Annotated in this window: 7 protein-coding genes, 2 tRNA genes and 2 rRNA genes (1 of these 11 cut by a window edge); 10 read left to right on the top strand and 1 reads right to left on the bottom strand. The window is 47.5% G+C overall.

The annotated features are described in order from the left end of the window. Positions 1–49 precede the first annotated feature (49 nt). From I1H34_RS19010 to I1H34_RS18995, 4 genes are all read left to right on the top strand, one after another. Positions 50–820 (top strand): MBL fold metallo-hydrolase, encoded by a 771-nt coding sequence (locus tag I1H34_RS19010; RefSeq protein WP_212662542.1) that lies wholly within the window; start codon positions 50–52, stop codon positions 818–820. A gap of 430 nt (positions 821–1,250) precedes the next feature. Then, the gene (gene pcrA, locus I1H34_RS19005; RefSeq protein WP_212662541.1) at positions 1,251–3,593 is read left to right on the top strand and encodes a DNA helicase PcrA; all 2,343 of its coding nucleotides are present in this window, start codon (positions 1,251–1,253) and stop codon (positions 3,591–3,593) included. Positions 3,594–3,643: 50 nt separating this feature from the next. Next, positions 3,644–4,294, top strand: a complete 651-nt coding sequence (locus tag I1H34_RS19000) for an HAD-IA family hydrolase (protein ID WP_212662540.1) — start codon at positions 3,644–3,646, stop codon at positions 4,292–4,294. An 89-nt stretch (positions 4,295–4,383) separates the two neighbouring features. Further along, positions 4,384–6,465: a dynamin family protein gene (locus tag I1H34_RS18995; RefSeq protein WP_212662539.1), complete on the top strand. Its 2,082-nt coding sequence runs from the start codon at positions 4,384–4,386 to the stop codon at positions 6,463–6,465. A gap of 80 nt (positions 6,466–6,545) precedes the next feature. Here the strand turns inward: I1H34_RS18995 and I1H34_RS18990 are convergent, their stop codons facing one another. Next, entirely contained in the window at positions 6,546–10,127 is a 3,582-nt protein-coding gene (locus tag I1H34_RS18990; protein WP_212662538.1) for a WD40 domain-containing protein, read from the bottom strand. A gap of 426 nt (positions 10,128–10,553) precedes the next feature. On the opposite strand from I1H34_RS18990, the gene I1H34_RS18985 reads away from it, so the two are divergent. The 6 genes from I1H34_RS18985 to I1H34_RS18960 all read left to right on the top strand — a co-directional run. After that, positions 10,554–12,230 (top strand): dynamin family protein, encoded by a 1,677-nt coding sequence (locus I1H34_RS18985; RefSeq protein WP_212662537.1) that lies wholly within the window; start codon positions 10,554–10,556, stop codon positions 12,228–12,230. Between the two features lie 24 nt (positions 12,231–12,254). Continuing rightward, on the top strand, positions 12,255–12,881 hold the full coding sequence (locus I1H34_RS18980) for a DUF4126 domain-containing protein (protein ID WP_212662536.1): 627 nt from the start codon (positions 12,255–12,257) through the stop codon (positions 12,879–12,881). A gap of 356 nt (positions 12,882–13,237) precedes the next feature. After that, positions 13,238–14,740, top strand: a 16S ribosomal RNA gene (locus I1H34_RS18975). A 172-nt stretch (positions 14,741–14,912) separates the two neighbouring features. Continuing rightward, positions 14,913–14,986 (top strand) — tRNA-Ile (locus I1H34_RS18970). Between the two features lie 14 nt (positions 14,987–15,000). Next, positions 15,001–15,076 (top strand) — tRNA-Ala (locus tag I1H34_RS18965). Between the two features lie 191 nt (positions 15,077–15,267). After that, positions 15,268–15,501: ribosomal RNA gene (locus I1H34_RS18960) — 23S ribosomal RNA — on the top strand; it runs 2,644 nt beyond the window's last position. Together the 16S and 23S rRNA genes with 2 tRNA genes alongside form the textbook arrangement of a ribosomal RNA operon.

Raw genomic sequence — 15,501 nt, 5'->3', positions numbered from 1 at the left:
CTGATCGGGTTTCACAGGACACACATTCAGGGATACATCACAGAGAACTATGAACCGTCGCCGCTTCATGCACTATGTGCAAGCAGGATTGATTACCAGCTTGGGAGCTGGTCTTGCCACCCAATGGCAGCCTTCTCCCGCCCAAGCCGCAGGCTCTTTGAGCATCCGTTGGCTAGGCCATACTTGTTTTTTGTTCTCCGGTAGCGGTATTCAGGTATTGGTCAATCCTTTCCGCCCTTCAGGCTGTACGGCTAAGTATCCGTCACCCCAAACGTCGGCCAATATTGTCTTAATCAGTAGCCGATTGCTAGATGAAGGGGTGGTTGAAGGTTTACCCGGAAGACCAAAGCTCTTGTTTGAACCTGGGGCCTATAAAACCAATGGTTTGCAGTTTCAAGGCATACGGACGCTCCATGATCGGGTGAATGGGTATCGGTTTGGTACTAATGTGGCCTGGAAGTGGATTCAAGGTGGCGTGAATGTGGTTCATTTAGGGGGAATTGCCTCTCCCATTAGTGTGGACCAGAAGATCCTGATGGGGCGGCCTGATGTGCTGTTGATTCCTGTGGGTGGGAGTGCGAAGGCCTATACCCCGGAAGAAGCCAAGGCAGCGGTCCAAACCCTCAACCCTAAAATGGTGATTCCGACCCATTACAAAACGGCTGCTGCTGACGAAAGTGTCTGCGATCTTCAGTCGGTGGATGCGTTTCTTTCCCTGATGCAAGGGTCTACCATTCGACGATCAGGTGGGAGCGGTCTCACGGTCAGTTCAGGTAACCTCCCTAGTTCAGGTCCTGTTATCCAAGTGTTGAACTATTGAAGCCAGTTCGATGGCCTTTAGTAGACCCCAGCACTAGTTGCTAAAAGCTTTATGAGTAGAGGGTGAACACTATCTTCCTTTGTGGGTGGATAGTGTTCATCTCATCAGTGGATGTTCTGGACAGCACTAGAAGAGGGACTGTCTTCTCCCAAGACGGCTGGCTGGCGTACCTGTGCATATCGTTAAAATGGTGACTAGAGATTCCTTGTGTTACGGGATTATTAGTCTGTTTTTTTGTAGGTTCTAGCGTTGCTGGGAGTTTGGCAAGGCGTTATTATTCAGTTTTATTCTCTGACTTTATAATTTTTTCTAACTTGCGTTTCTATTGGAATCACGTATGGTGGGCACAGAGATAGTTCTATTGCTCAATCAGATTGGTATGATATCTCCCCTATCGACGGTACTTCTGAATTCTTCTCCTTGATTTTTTATGTCTGCTATTCCCGACTTTTTAAGTCATCTCAATCCTTCCCAGCGGCAAGCGGTGGAACACTTTTGTGGTCCGCTGCTGGTGGTAGCGGGTGCTGGATCCGGCAAAACTCGAGCCTTGACCTATCGCATTTCCAATTTAGTGATGCGTCATCAGGTCAATCCAGAAAATATTCTGGCCGTGACTTTTACGAATAAAGCGGCTCGAGAGATGAAGGAGCGGATTGAGAAATTATTTGCGGAGCAGTTGGCCCAGCAGAATCATGGTAAAGCCTTAGAGTTATTAGCGCCTCAGCAGCAGACGAAGTTGCGATCGCAAGTCTATAAAACCATTACTAAACCTCTCTGGATTGGTACCTTTCATAGTCTATGTGCCCGTCTGTTGCGGATCGAAATTGAGAAATACCAGGATGAGAAGGGGCGTAAGTGGCAGCGTAACTTCTCTATCTTTGATGAATCAGATGTGCAGAGTCTGATTAAAGATATTGTCGTCAATCAGCTCAATCTTGACGACCGCAAATTTCAGCCCCGTTCCGTTCGCTTTGCTATTAGCAATGCTAAAAACCAAGGCTGGAACCCCCAAGAGCTAGAAGCGAATCAGCAAGACTTTCGAGGCCGTGTGGTTGCCCAAGTCTATAGCAAATATCAAGATGCCCTAGCAGCTAATAACGGCCTTGATTTTGATGATCTGATTCGGGTGCTGGTGCAATTGCTGAAGCAGAACGGTCAAGTTCTAGGCTATTGGCACAAACAGTTTCGCCATATGCTCGTGGACGAATATCAAGATACTAACCGTACCCAATATGATTTGCTGCGGTTGCTGGCAACCAATGGTACGGACACTCAAAATTTTAAGGATTGGGATCATCGCTCTGTATTTGTGGTGGGTGATGCTGACCAGTCCATTTACTCCTTTCGGGCAGCAGACTTTAAAATCTTGATGGGGTTTCAGCAGGACTTTGGGGATGGTCTGCCGGATGATGATACCCGGACAATGGTAAAGCTAGAGGAGAATTATCGCTCCACGGAAAACATTCTCCAGGTTGCCAATGAGCTAATCGACAACAATACCGAACGTATCGATAAGATCCTCAAGCCGACTCGGGGGGCTGGAGAACCCATCTATTGCTATCGGGCGGATGATGAACTGCACGAATCCGATTTTGTGGTGCAGCAGATTCGGACCCTAGAGCAATCCCACCCCGAGCTTAGCTGGGGCGACTTTGCTATTCTTTACCGGACCAATGCCCAATCTCGGGCATTTGAAGAAGGCTTAGTTCGCTGGAGTATTCCCTATACCGTGGTTGGGGGCCTGAAGTTCTACGATCGCCGAGAAATCAAAGATGTTCTGGCCTATTTGCGCCTGATCGTTAATCCAGCTGATACCGTCAGCCTCAAGCGGGTGATCAACACGCCTCGACGGGGAATTGGCAAAACTACCTTGGATCGAGTCACTAATGCGGCTCAGGAACTAGGAGTGCCCCTATGGGAAATGCTGACGGAAGAAACGGCGGTCAAGACTTTAGCTGCCCGTAGTGCGAAGCCTATTTTGCAGTTTGTGGAAATGATGCGGCATTGGCAAGAACAGGTTGAAACTCAATCTGCAGCCCATATTATCCAGGGGATTTTAGAAGATTCTGGTTATGTTCGGGACTTGAAAAATCAGGGAACCGATGAAGCGGATGATCGGATTGGTAATGTCCAGGAGCTGCAAAATGCGGCTTTACAATATGCGGACGAGAATACTGACGAGTCTCTCCCTTCTTTCCTAGCCAATACTGCTCTGGCATCTGATTTAGATGATCTAGATGAAAAAACGACAGTGTCACTGATGACACTGCATTCAGCTAAAGGGCTGGAATTTCCTATCGTCTTTTTGGTCGGCCTAGAACAGGGCTTGTTCCCTAATTTCCGCTCTTTAGAAGATCCTGCTGCCATCGAAGAAGAACGTCGTCTTTGCTACGTTGGTGTTACGCGGGCGCAGGAACGACTCTTTATCTCCCATGCACGGGAGCGACGATTGTATGGCTCAAGGGAGCCAGCGATGCCTTCTCTATTCCTATCAGAACTGCCTCGAGATCTCTTGCAAACCAATTCTTTGTCGGCCATTCCATCTGAGCCACCCCATTCTGCGATGAGTCCAGGGGCTAAAAAGAAAAAGATGCCTAATACCCATGCTATGGATTGGGCGGTAGGTGATCGGCTCGTTCATCGTGGTTTTGGCCTTGGAGAAGTGACCCATATTTTTGGGGGTGGAAATAAAATCTGCTTGGCAGTTAAATTCTCAGGGATTGGCAAAAAGATTATTGACCCAAATATCACGGTGTTGGATCGGGTGGAATAATGTTGGAGTTCACTGTTACTCAAGTTATGGGGATACGAACATAACGAAGTATGCGCTTGATCGTTTTTGATTTTGATGGCACCCTTGCCGATTCCCTTGGCATATTTATCGAAGCTACCAATCGCCTAGCTGAAGATTTTCGATATGAACCTCTTTCCCCAGCTCAAATTGAGCTATTACGAAAGTTAGGGATTCAAGAAATTGCTCAAGAATTGGGGATTCCCAAATGGAGATCCCTTTGCTATTTGCAGCGTTTTCGGCAAGAGCTGACTCGTAGTATTGACGATTTAGCATTAGTCGAGGGCATCGAAACTGCCCTCCATAATTTAAAGGCTGAAGGCTATCGGTTAGGGATTGTTACTGCGAATTCTCGACGGAATGTTGAGTATGTTCTACAGAAATATGCCATCGATCATCTCTTTGAATTTATCTATGGTGGTCAGATTCTATCGGGGAAGAGACGGACCCTAAAAAAATTGGCTAGACTCAAGGCCATCGACCCCAAAGAATTAGCTTATGTTGGCGATGAAATTAATGATGTGAAGGCAGCGCAACAGGTTGGTTTGATCAGTATTGCCGTTAGTTGGGGGTTTAATGACCGAACAGTACTTGCAGAAAAAACCCCTAACTTTTTACTGGAGCACCCTGATCAGATTCTGCAAAGCTTGAGTCAAGGGCATCTATCGTTTGGTTCTGCCTAGGGAAGGGGCTGCCGACGTTCTCATACTTAATCAGTGGATTTAAAAGGACAGATGGGTATGCTGGGAATGCAGCCTTACCTTCCTTCACTATGAGCAATCCTGTCGAAACCGCTAGCTTCCTGGAAGATTTAGATCGAATTTCTCAGATCCGTCAGGAGATTGCCTCTCACCTATCCAGCATTGCTGAAACCTTAGAAGATGCGGAACGGGCAGGGCAGTCTGCCTCAGGATCATTGCAGCTTCAACAAGAAATTGAAGACGTTAGCGTTGTCTGCCGCAATTTAAAGCAGGGTGTATTTCGGTTGATGGTTCTGGGAGATATGAAGCGGGGAAAAAGTACCTTTCTCAACGCTCTTATCGGTGAAAACTTGCTGCCTAGCGATGTCAATCCCTGTACAGCGTTACTGACTATTCTAAGATACGGGCCAGATAAAACTGTGACCGTCCATTTCAATGATGGTAAATCCCCCGAACAAATTGACTTTGATAGCTTCAAAGACCGCTACACAATCGATCCAGAAGAAGCAAAGCAGCTAGAAGAACAAAAGCAAGTTGCCTTCCCAGATGTAAGCCATGCTGTTGTTGAATATCCTCTCCCTTTACTAGAAAAAGGGGTTGAGATTGTCGATAGCCCAGGCTTGAATGATACGGAAGCGAGAAACGATCTCTCCTTGGGATTTATTCAAAACTGTCATGCCATTCTCTTTGTATTGCGTGCCACCCAGCCTTGTACCCTAGCCGAACGTCGCTACCTAGAAAACTACATTAAGGATCGGGGACTGTCGATCTTCTTCTTGATTAATGCTTGGGATCAAATCAAGGAAAGCCTGATTGACCCCGATGATCCAGCAGAACTAGAAGATGCCACCCGCAAACTCCATAAAGTCTTCCACGCTAATCTCGCGGAATACTGCCAAATCGATGGCTATGACCTTTATGAAGAGCGAGTATTTCCCGTCTCAGCCCTACAGGCTCTGCGGAAGCGAGTCAAAGATACCGATGCTAACTTAGATGGCACGGGTTTTCCTGACTTTTTATCTGCCCTCAACACCTTCCTTACCCAAGAGCGTGCTATTTCTGAATTGCGGCAAGCTCGAACTTTAGCCCGTCAAGCGCTGAATCGAGTCCAGGATGCCACGACTCGACGAATTCCGCTTCTAGATCAGAGTGTTCAGGAACTAGAGCAACGCATTGAGTCCGTAGAACCTGAATTTGAGGACTTGAAAGAGATTGGCGAGAATTTTAGAGAAGATATTCATCGGATGCGAGATCAGAGATCGCGTTCCGTTGCCGATTCATTTCGTACCTATATATTCGATTTAGAAATCACCTTCGATCAAGACTTCCTCAAATATCAACCCCCCGATTTAGAACTGCTAGATCTGTTTAGCCAAGGACGTCGTGAATCTTTTAATGCTTCGTTCCAACAAGCTTTTCAGCAGTATGTGAATGATAAGTTTTTTGCTTGGAGCATCCGAGCTGAGCGCGATATCAAAGGTGCCTTCGAAGAATTGTCCAGAAGTGCTGAGCAATACGGTAACTCCTACGCCCGAATTACCGATCGAATCACCGAAAAATTGACGGGCCAAAATGTCAATGCTCGGGGGCCGAAGCGCCAATCGAATGATAATGTTCCTGGATGGGCCAAATGGGCGATGGGCTTGTTCTCCTTAGCCTCTGGCAATATTGGTGGAGCTGCCATGGCTGTTACGGGGTTCGATTTCCAAAGCATTATGCTCAATTTCTTTACCTCTGCTGGTATTGCCCTGATTGCCTCATCGGTCTTTGGCATTATGTTGGGGCCAATCACCTTTGCTCTGGTGGGATTAGGGATCGGGGCTTTGCAAGCTGATCATGCTCGCAAACAGTTGACCAAGGCGACGAAAGAAGAATTCGTGAAATGTCTACCCCAAATTGCCCAGGAAAAATACCAGCCCATTTATAACTCTGTTCAAGACTGTTTTGATGCCTACAACCAAGAGGTGATGCAGCGCTTGCAAGAGGATATCCAATCTCGCAAACAGGAATTAGATAACCTATTAGAGCAGAAAAACTCCCGCGAAATTGATCGCCAAACTGAAGTGGCTCGTCTAGAAAATTTAGAGCAAGCCGTTTCTACTGACTGTGAGTTGATTGAAACGGCGTATCAAAATTTACTGGCTACCGCTTGATGTACACAGCCCCTATTCTCAAGGGCTAATCTTTTTTGGGTGCGTCTGATTACTTTCAATATTTCTGAATCCAGAAAAGGCTAGTGTTCTATCGCACCTAAAGTCTTGAGCGTTTGCCGTTCTACTGCCGTTAATCCAGTAGCCCCTGAAATATTCATACCTTCATACAGTCTGAGAGGTTGCAATGTGTGTATGCACTCACCAGTGTTCACATCCCAGACTCGGACGGTTTCATCGACTCCACCACTGACAATGGTGTTGCCCTCGGGTGCGAAAGAGACTGAGAAAACCCCGTCAGAGTGACCTTCCAGCACTTGGATACATTCACCGGTCCGTCGATTCCAAATGCGAACCGTTCGATCAAAGCTTCCACTTGCAATGAGCTGACCATCGCTACTAAATATTACAGACAAGATAAGTGCACCATGATCTTGCATGGGACAGATGCATTGGCCTTGATTGAGATCCCAGAGTTTGACGCTACCGTCATTCCCGCCCGTCACCAACAAGGGCTCTTGAGGATGGAAGGCAACGGACCAGACCCACTCTTCATCCCTCAGGGTTTGAATGCACTGTCCTGAATCCAGATCCCAAATTTGCACAATATTCATTCTGGAAGTAACCAGAAATTTTCCTGTAGGACTGAAGGCTAACCCCAATGCATAATGTTTTTCACCTACTAGGGTATTTAGTAATTCGCCTGTAGGAACATGCCATAGATGAATACTGTTGTCTCCACTAGAGATAGCCAGGGTTTCTCCGTCTGGACTTAAAGCGATATCCCAGCACCATTCTCCTGGCATTTGGAAGGTATTGAGGCAAATTCCTTTTGTAGGATCCCAAACTTTAATCTCATAGGAATAGGTTGCACTCACCAGAAGGTTGCCATCGGCACTATAAGCTACTGATCTAACTCGACCAACATGGCCTTCCAATGCTCGCAAACATTGACCCGATTGAGTATCCCAGAGTCTTAACCCCCGATCATTACTCCCACTGGCAACGACTGCTTGAGTGGGGCTATGGGCCACTGACCAGACATAATCGCTATATCCATTCAGACGCTTGAGTAATTGCCCTGTTGGCACATCCCAAACCCGCACCGTTGAGTCTTCACCGCCACTCGCAAGGCATAGATTGTCTGGATGAAAGGCGACGACAGATACCCTTGATGTATGACCTTGCAGACATTTGAGACACTGTCCTGTATGTGGATCCCAAATTCTGACGGTGTTATCGCCAGAACTACTGGCTAACATTTGTCCATCGGTGCTGTAGGCCACCGAGAAAATTTGAGTGGTATGGCCTTGGAGAATCCTGATTAATTGCCCTGGCTGCACATCCCACAGATAAATCTGTCCGTCACTGTAGCCCACTGCTAAGGTTTTATCATCAGGACTAAATGCCAAGGGTGACTCTTGACTGTTGATCTCTGAGGGCAGCCATTGCTGCTGATTGGACTGTAAGTTCACAAGACTGACCTGGCCATCAAGATAACCGATTGCTAAGGTATCACCACTGGAATTGAACGTAACTGTTCGAACGGACTGTTCTGTATTCTCCAGGGTGTGAATACAGTCTTGAGTGCTAATATTCCACAATTTGACACTGCCATCTTGGCTGGTGCTAGCCAGAATATAGTCTGGTCCAACTCCTTTTTGGGGCTGGAATGCCACAGACAGCACGGCCCCTGTATGGCCCCTCAGAGTTTGGACGCAACTCCCTGATTTAAGATTCCAAACCTTAATAGTGTGATCAATACTGCCGCTAGCTAGCAGGCAGCCATCATCACTAAAGGCAATCGTCCAGATCAGTACTTTATGGCCAGGTAAGGTGAACTGATGTTGGTAATGGGGAAAATCATAGAGTTTTATCTCTCCGTTATTGGCAACGGCTAAACGACTGCCATCTGGACTATAGGCAAGGCCAAAAATACTGCCTAACGTTTCTGAGAATAAGGTTGTTTCTAAATTGGCATGAGAGACATTGACGTGATGTAGCTTGATCTCTCGCAGATCTGCTTGCCGAATGGTCAGATGAGATAAATCTAAATGAGTAAAATTGGCCTGGCAGAGTCGTAAAAGATTCAGAATATTCCCCGCTGCATAGGTGGGCTGATTTTGGATATGGAGCTCATTCAACCGTTGTTTGAGATGTTGCTCTAGTGAGGTGAAATCTTGATAGGTTGCCAATAGGTACCGAAAAACTGGCTTAAGAATCAGCCGAATTTGGGCTTCTCGTAAGTAATCTTTGGCCTGCACCAAGACCAGGGGATATTGATGTAGATAGGTCAATTGATCTCCCATCATTTCTTGACTGATGTGAGAGATCAATCGATCGGTCATATATTCCATGACCACTGGCTGCAAGGTGAAACTAGCCGGGCGAGTCTCATCAGGCAAGACTTTTTCGATTAGCGAGCGGCGACCCAGGAATTCTAGGGCTTCGAGCAAGGTGGCAAAGGATGGGAGATTTATGACATCATTGGCCAGCTGTTGAATCGTGGCGGGTTCACGATGAATTGCCAACCAGGTCATCACCTGCAGTTCAAACTTAGATAACCGCTTCACCTGTTGATCCAGCAATCGCCGAATCCCGTTGAATGCAATGGTGCCATGGTGAACAAACTCTGCTACATTCCCTGCAAATACATCCTGAATGGATGTTGCTGCAATCTTGAGTGCCAGAGGATTGCCTTGATAGCAACGGATCAGGGATGTGGTTTCGGGCGTGGAGCTTGATAGTCCTTTACTGGTGAGAATTTCTCGGGCTGCAGTGGCGTCTAATCCCTCTACTTTGAATACCCGAACGGGTAAGCGAGTTCCAGTCTGAATGGCAACTTCTTCAGGCAACTCTCGACTGGTCAGGATCAAGCAACTATGATGAGCAACTGCACCGACCCGATTGAAGAATTCGCCATACTCTTCATAAGTAGGTTGATAACGCCCAAACTTTTGCCCACTTTGTAATAAACTTTCAGCATTATCCAGAATAATCAGACAGCGATGTTGCCGTAAATATTGGATGAAAACCGAGATTCGCTGAGAAGGGGTATTGGGTAATTTCGGTAAGCTTTGATTGGATAAGTAGAGGATTAAGTCTGCCAGTAACTCCATAAGGGGAGGCATATTCTTGAGGCTCCGCCAGAGCACATAGGCAAACTGGTCTTGGAGTTGCTGGGCTATCTTTACGGAGAGTGCAGTCTTACCCACTCCCCCTATTCCCAACAGGGTAATCAAGCTACATTTATCAGCGAGTATCCACTCATGAAGTGTGGCTAATTCTATTGACCGCCCCCAAAAGGAAGAGACATTGATCGCTTCCCCCCAATCTTGATAGACACTTGTATGGTCAATGGTTTTAGCTGTCAGAACAGTGTCAGGTAGAGGATGTTGCTCAACATACTCCCTGAGCGCAACTTTGAAGTTGTTTTTTGATACTTTTGTGCTTAAAACTTTGGATAGGTTTTGCCATAAATGGGAACCCACTTTTTTGATATAGCCCACTTCATAGCCAACGCTATCCGCAATTTGACGATAAGACCGACCTTCCCAGCATTGGGAAAAAACTTGAATTTGGATATCACTCAGACCATCATTGGCGTTGATATTTTGTTGGATGAAATGGAGGGCGCGAACAGCATCCTCTGCGTTAGAAAGCACGATGATTTTTTAAGCCGGAAAAGTAACTTGCACTCTTAATCTTTCCTATGGTCTGTGAATATTTCTGGAGAGTCAAATTATTGACCCAGTTTGCTGTATTCGACATAGCAAGGGTTGCCAGATTTGAGCTTTTACATAACGTTGAGATATTTGAGTGGTTAAAATCACACGCATAAATTTATGGTGAAAGCTAAGTTCAAGTGAGTTAAACCCTCTGAATGGGAAAGCTAGAGGAGATAATCTTTATCAACTTGTTCGTTAGGATCAGGGAGGAGCGCTGCTTATTTCTCGCTGTGGACCAACTTAGAATTGAATTGTAAGGATACGTACTCTCAACATAAAGTTCTGGATTTAGCAGAAGACAGCTATTGATCTAGATCTGTGTTGGGTCTTTTTCCAATTTTATGTGTGCTTTAACTTTTTTACATGACTCAACAGGATACCTACCGGAATTTGACTCAGGTCCTACAAATGACAGTAGGGGTGTTGGAGCTTCAGGAGACCGATGAACTGCGGCGAGAGGTGATTGCAGTTTCTGATTGTGTTCAGAAGACAGCTCTCAGAATTGCTATCTTTGGTCCGTTTAACTATGGGAAATCTACGTTACTCAATGCTGTATTAGGGGAGAAAGCCCTCCCGATTGATTTGATCCCGACAACGGGAGCAGCCATTCGGGTTTGCTATGGTCCTCAACTCCAAACTCGAATTAGTTTGGCTAGCAGTCAAGAGATTGTTGAATCTGGCACCGATATCCTGAAGCAATACGCCATTTTGGATGATAACCGGCGGATGCGGGAAGATGTGGTGTCTGTGGAAGTGAGTTGTCCTCATCCCCTCTTGCAAACGGGGGTGGAGTTGCTAGATTTGCCAGGAACCAATGACCGTGAAGCTCAGGATGCTTTGGCTAAGGAGCAATTGCTGACAGCAGATGTAGTCATTCAGATGCTGGATGGCCGTAAGTTAATGACTTTAGGCGAACGAGAACATCTCCGGGACTGGCTGCTGGATCGAGGGATTGACAGTGTAGTGTTTGTCGTTAACTTTTTGAACCTGTTGGACCCCGATGAACAAAAACAGGTGATGAACCGAATGCGGTTTGTGGCAGAAAGCTTTCGGTCCCAACTCCCCTCAGGAATTAGCAATCTTTACCGTGTGGATGCCTTACCCGCGTTGAGAGCCCGCCTTAAAGGAGATATGGCTGCTGCCCAAATCACAGGGCTACCTATGCTAGAAACGGCTTTGCAGAGTATTGTCCAGACTTATCAAACTGAGGGAATTCCACTACAGTCGAAGCGTGCGATCGCACTCGCGAAACAACTCCAACTCGCCCTCCAAGAAAAAATTGCCTTTATCCAATCCCAAGTCCAGACTGACATTCAAGATCGAGCTCAGCAGCGATTAGAGATTAAAGAACGCGCCCAGAAACTGATTATTCAAGGGTTCCGAGAGAGTGTAGCCGATACCAAGGTCTGGCTTGATTTGCCCACCTTGCTAAGGAACCACGAAACGGGAGCCCAGACTGCTCTGCAACAAGAACGTTTCCCGGCCTGGCTCACCGAAACATTAAAACCTACCTGGCTTACGCATCAGCGTGAGGTGGTGAGTTGGGTGCATAAAGCTTGTGAATTCTTTAGCCAACCCCGACCTGCAGAACTATGGTTTGCCTTTCCCAGTGGTCCTGCACCCCAGTCACAACCTCAGCCATCTGCATCATCCACTTCCAAATCAAAAGAAGAAGAAATTGCCCCGGTGGCGATCGCCACCGGATTAGGCTGGCTGATGGGTGGCCCTTTAGGAGCTGCTATTTTTGGCGGTACTGGCTATGTCGTTAATAAATTGGAGAACATCGCTGTCTCAAAGGCAGATTTACCTGAGTTTGATAAGAATGAGGAAAGCTATCGACAAGCAGCCCATTACTATCTCACCCAGTTTCGGGCTGCGGCCTTAACCGCTCTGCAGGAGTATGAGCGCACCGCTGAGCAGATCATCTTAACCCCGATTGTGGAAGAGAACGCAGAACCTAAGCCCTATCAGAATCAGCACCAACTCACCCTCCTGAAAAATACCCTGACGTCTTTAGAAGATGTGATTGAAGCAATGTAAAAGAGGATTGATCTTAAAAACGCCATGGAAATCCTTATTAGCCTTTCCCTCGGGATTACCCTTAGTGCAGCTAGCGGTTTACGAGTCTTTATTCCGCCGCTGATTATGTGTATGGCGGCCCTGTTTGGTGATCTGCCCTTGGCTTCCAACTTGCAGTGGATTGGTACCTATCCCACCCTGATTGTCCTGAGCACTGCTGTAGTGGTTGAGGTATTGGCCTATTACATCCCCGGGGTCAATAACCTGCTGGATTTGATTGAGATACCCACTGCGATCGCAGTCGGTTCCGTTCTTACCGCAGCCACATTAGGTGATCTCAATCCTGTCTTGCAATGGACCTTAGCCATACTGGCCGGAGGCAGTGCCGCTGGAGTTGTGGAAACAACCACCTCCGTTACCCGTGTTGCAGCAACCACTATGACAGGAGGGCTTGGTAATCCCGTTCTCTCCACGGCTGAAGCTGTGTTATCTGTTGTCCTAACGTTGCTGGGGCTGGCTATTCCTTTGCTTGCCGCTGGCATTGTCTTATTAGTGATCATCTGGCTCATACGTCAAACCAAAGCCATCTTGGTTGAACGGCGGCTTCGTCGGCAGGGTAACCGAACGATAGAAAGCAAGTATAGAAGCCAAGCTCGTTATCGCTTGAGATAGACAGTCAGACACCTCGCCCTCTAGCAATCTATATATAGGCTGCTACAAGGCTGTTGTGGCGCAACAAACCCTAGAATTACACCTCTAATTCACCAGCTCTGAAGGGATGCCAAAATCAACTTATATGAAGCTAATTTGGCCAATAAAAAAAAAGTGTTGACAGTCCAATGCAGTGTTGTTATATTGGTCAAGCGCTCGAAACGAGGTCCGCCTCCGGAAAGCGCCCCGAACCTAGACAAATCAATAGTTTGAAAGATTTTAAGACAATCATCCTCGTCGGAGTTTTTGAACGAAAGGAAGCTTGCTTTTAAGTAGTTTACTAACTTCAACTTTAATATAATTTCAGTACAAATTCTCACATGGAGAGTTTGATCCTGGCTCAGGATGAACGCTGGCGGTATGCCTAACACATGCAAGTCGAACGGCAGCATGAGGAGCTTGCTCCTTGATGGCGAGTGGCGGACGGGTGAGTAACGCGTGAGAATCTGCCTTCAGGTTCGGGACAACAGTTGGAAACGACTGCTAATACCGAATGTGCCGAAAGGTGAAAGTTTTTTCGCCTGAAGATGAGCTCGCGTCTGATTAGTTAGTTGGTGGGGTAACGGCCTACCAAGACATCGATCAGTAGCTGGTCTGAGAGGACGATCAGCCACACTGGGACTGAGACACGGCCCAGACTCCTACGGGAGGCAGCAGTGGGGAATTTTCCGCAATGGGCGAAAGCCTGACGGAGCAATACCGCGTGCGGGAGGAAGGCCCTTGGGTCGTAAACCGCTTTTAACAGGGAAGAAGATCTGACGGTACCTGTTGAATAAGCCTCGGCTAACTCCGTGCCAGCAGCCGCGGTAAGACGGAGGAGGCAAGCGTTATCCGGAATTATTGGGCGTAAAGCGTCCGCAGGTGGCCTATCAAGTCTGTTGTTAAAGCCCAGGGCTCAACTCTGGATCAGCAATGGAAACTGAAAGGCTAGAGTACGGTAGGGGTAGAGGGAATTCCCAGTGTAGCGGTGAAATGCGTAGATATTGGGAAGAACACCAGTGGCGAAGGCGCTCTGCTGGGCCGTAACTGACACTCATGGACGAAAGCTAGGGGAGCGAAAGGGATTAGATACCCCTGTAGTCCTAGCTGTAAACGATGAACACTAGGTGTTGGCCGTATCGACCCGGTCAGTGCCGTAGCCAACGCGTTAAGTGTTCCGCCTGGGGAGTACGCACGCAAGTGTGAAACTCAAAGGAATTGACGGGGGCCCGCACAAGCGGTGGAGTATGTGGTTTAATTCGATGCAACGCGAAGAACCTTACCAGGGCTTGACATGTCGCGAATCCGAGTGAAAGCTTGGAGTGCCTTCGGGAGCGCGAACACAGGTGGTGCATGGCTGTCGTCAGCTCGTGTCGTGAGATGTTGGGTTAAGTCCCGCAACGAGCGCAACCCACGTTTTTAGTTGCCATCATTAAGTTGGGCACTCTAGAAAGACTGCCGGTGACAAACCGGAGGAAGGTGTGGATGACGTCAAGTCAGCATGCCCCTTACGCTCTGGGCTACACACGTACTACAATGGTTAGGACAAAGAGCTGCCAACTCGCGAGAGTGCGCTAATCTCATAAACCTAGCCTCAGTTCAGATTGCAGGCTGCAACTCGCCTGCATGAAGGAGGAATCGCTAGTAATCGCAGGTCAGCATACTGCGGTGAATACGTTCCCGGGCCTTGTACACACCGCCCGTCACACCATGGAAGCTGGCCACGCCCGAAGTCGTTACCCCAACCCTTGTGGAGGGGGACGCCGAAGGTAGGGCTGGTGACTGGGGTGAAGTCGTAACAAGGTAGCCGTACCGGAAGGTGTGGCTGGATCACCTCCTTTTAGGGAGACCTACTTGCTAACGGCCAGACTCACGTATATTGGCTGTTTAGACAAGTCATCCCAAGGTCGGTCGAGGAGTCTTAACTTTCAAACTATTCTAGGTTTGGTGAAAACTCTAGATTCAGGTTCAAGAGTCTTGTACTTTTGAATCTGGTTTCGAGTTAAACACCACGGGCTATTAGCTCAGGTGGTTAGAGCGCACCCCTGATAAGGGTGAGGTCCCTGGTTCGAGTCCAGGATGGCCCACTCATTTTTTATTTGGGGGTATAGCTCAGTTGGTAGAGCGCTGCCTTTGCAAGGCAGATGTCAGCGGTTCGAGTCCGCTTACCTCCACCAAGACAAATTTTACAACTCGATATGGATAATTGCCTCTTGCAAGCTGTCTTGTGTGAACATGACAACCTGCTGGATGCGAGTCCAGCTAGAACCTTGAAAACTGCATAGCATTATAAATTCTGTCAGGTAGGTCAGTTGATTGCCTAGTGCAATGAACTGATATTTACAGACACCAATGAAAAACTTTTTGTGGTCAAGCTACAAAGGGCTAACGGTGGATACCTAGGCACACAGAGGCGATGAAGGACGTGGTTACCGACGATACGCTTCGGGGAGCTGGAAACAAGCATTGATCCGGAGGTTTCCGAATGGGGCAACCCTTAAAACGGCTGACTGAATACATAGGTCAGCACGAGCGAACCCAGTGAACTGAAACATCTTAGTAACTGGAGGAAGAGAAAGCAACAGCGATTCCCTTAGTAGCG

The sequence above is a fragment of the Acaryochloris marina S15 genome (assembly GCF_018336915.1).
Classification (GTDB): domain Bacteria; phylum Cyanobacteriota; class Cyanobacteriia; order Thermosynechococcales; family Thermosynechococcaceae; genus Acaryochloris; species Acaryochloris marina_A.
The sequence above is the reverse complement of the archived record's forward strand: the minus strand, read 5'-3'. Positions and strand labels throughout refer to the sequence as shown.

Bases quoted from the DNA above. Each gene is read 5' to 3' on its own strand.
- I1H34_RS18985 (WP_212662537.1), top strand. From the start codon at position 10,554: ATGACTCAACAGGATACCTACCGGAATTTGACTCAGGTCCTACAAATG.
- pcrA (WP_212662541.1), top strand. From the start codon at position 1,251: ATGTCTGCTATTCCCGACTTTTTAAGTCATCTCAATCCTTCCCAGCGG.
- I1H34_RS19000 (WP_212662540.1), top strand. From the start codon at position 3,644: ATGCGCTTGATCGTTTTTGATTTTGATGGCACCCTTGCCGATTCCCTT.
- I1H34_RS18980 (WP_212662536.1), top strand. From the start codon at position 12,255: ATGGAAATCCTTATTAGCCTTTCCCTCGGGATTACCCTTAGTGCAGCT.
- I1H34_RS19010 (WP_212662542.1), top strand. From the start codon at position 50: ATGAACCGTCGCCGCTTCATGCACTATGTGCAAGCAGGATTGATTACC.
- I1H34_RS18995 (WP_212662539.1), top strand. From the start codon at position 4,384: ATGAGCAATCCTGTCGAAACCGCTAGCTTCCTGGAAGATTTAGATCGA.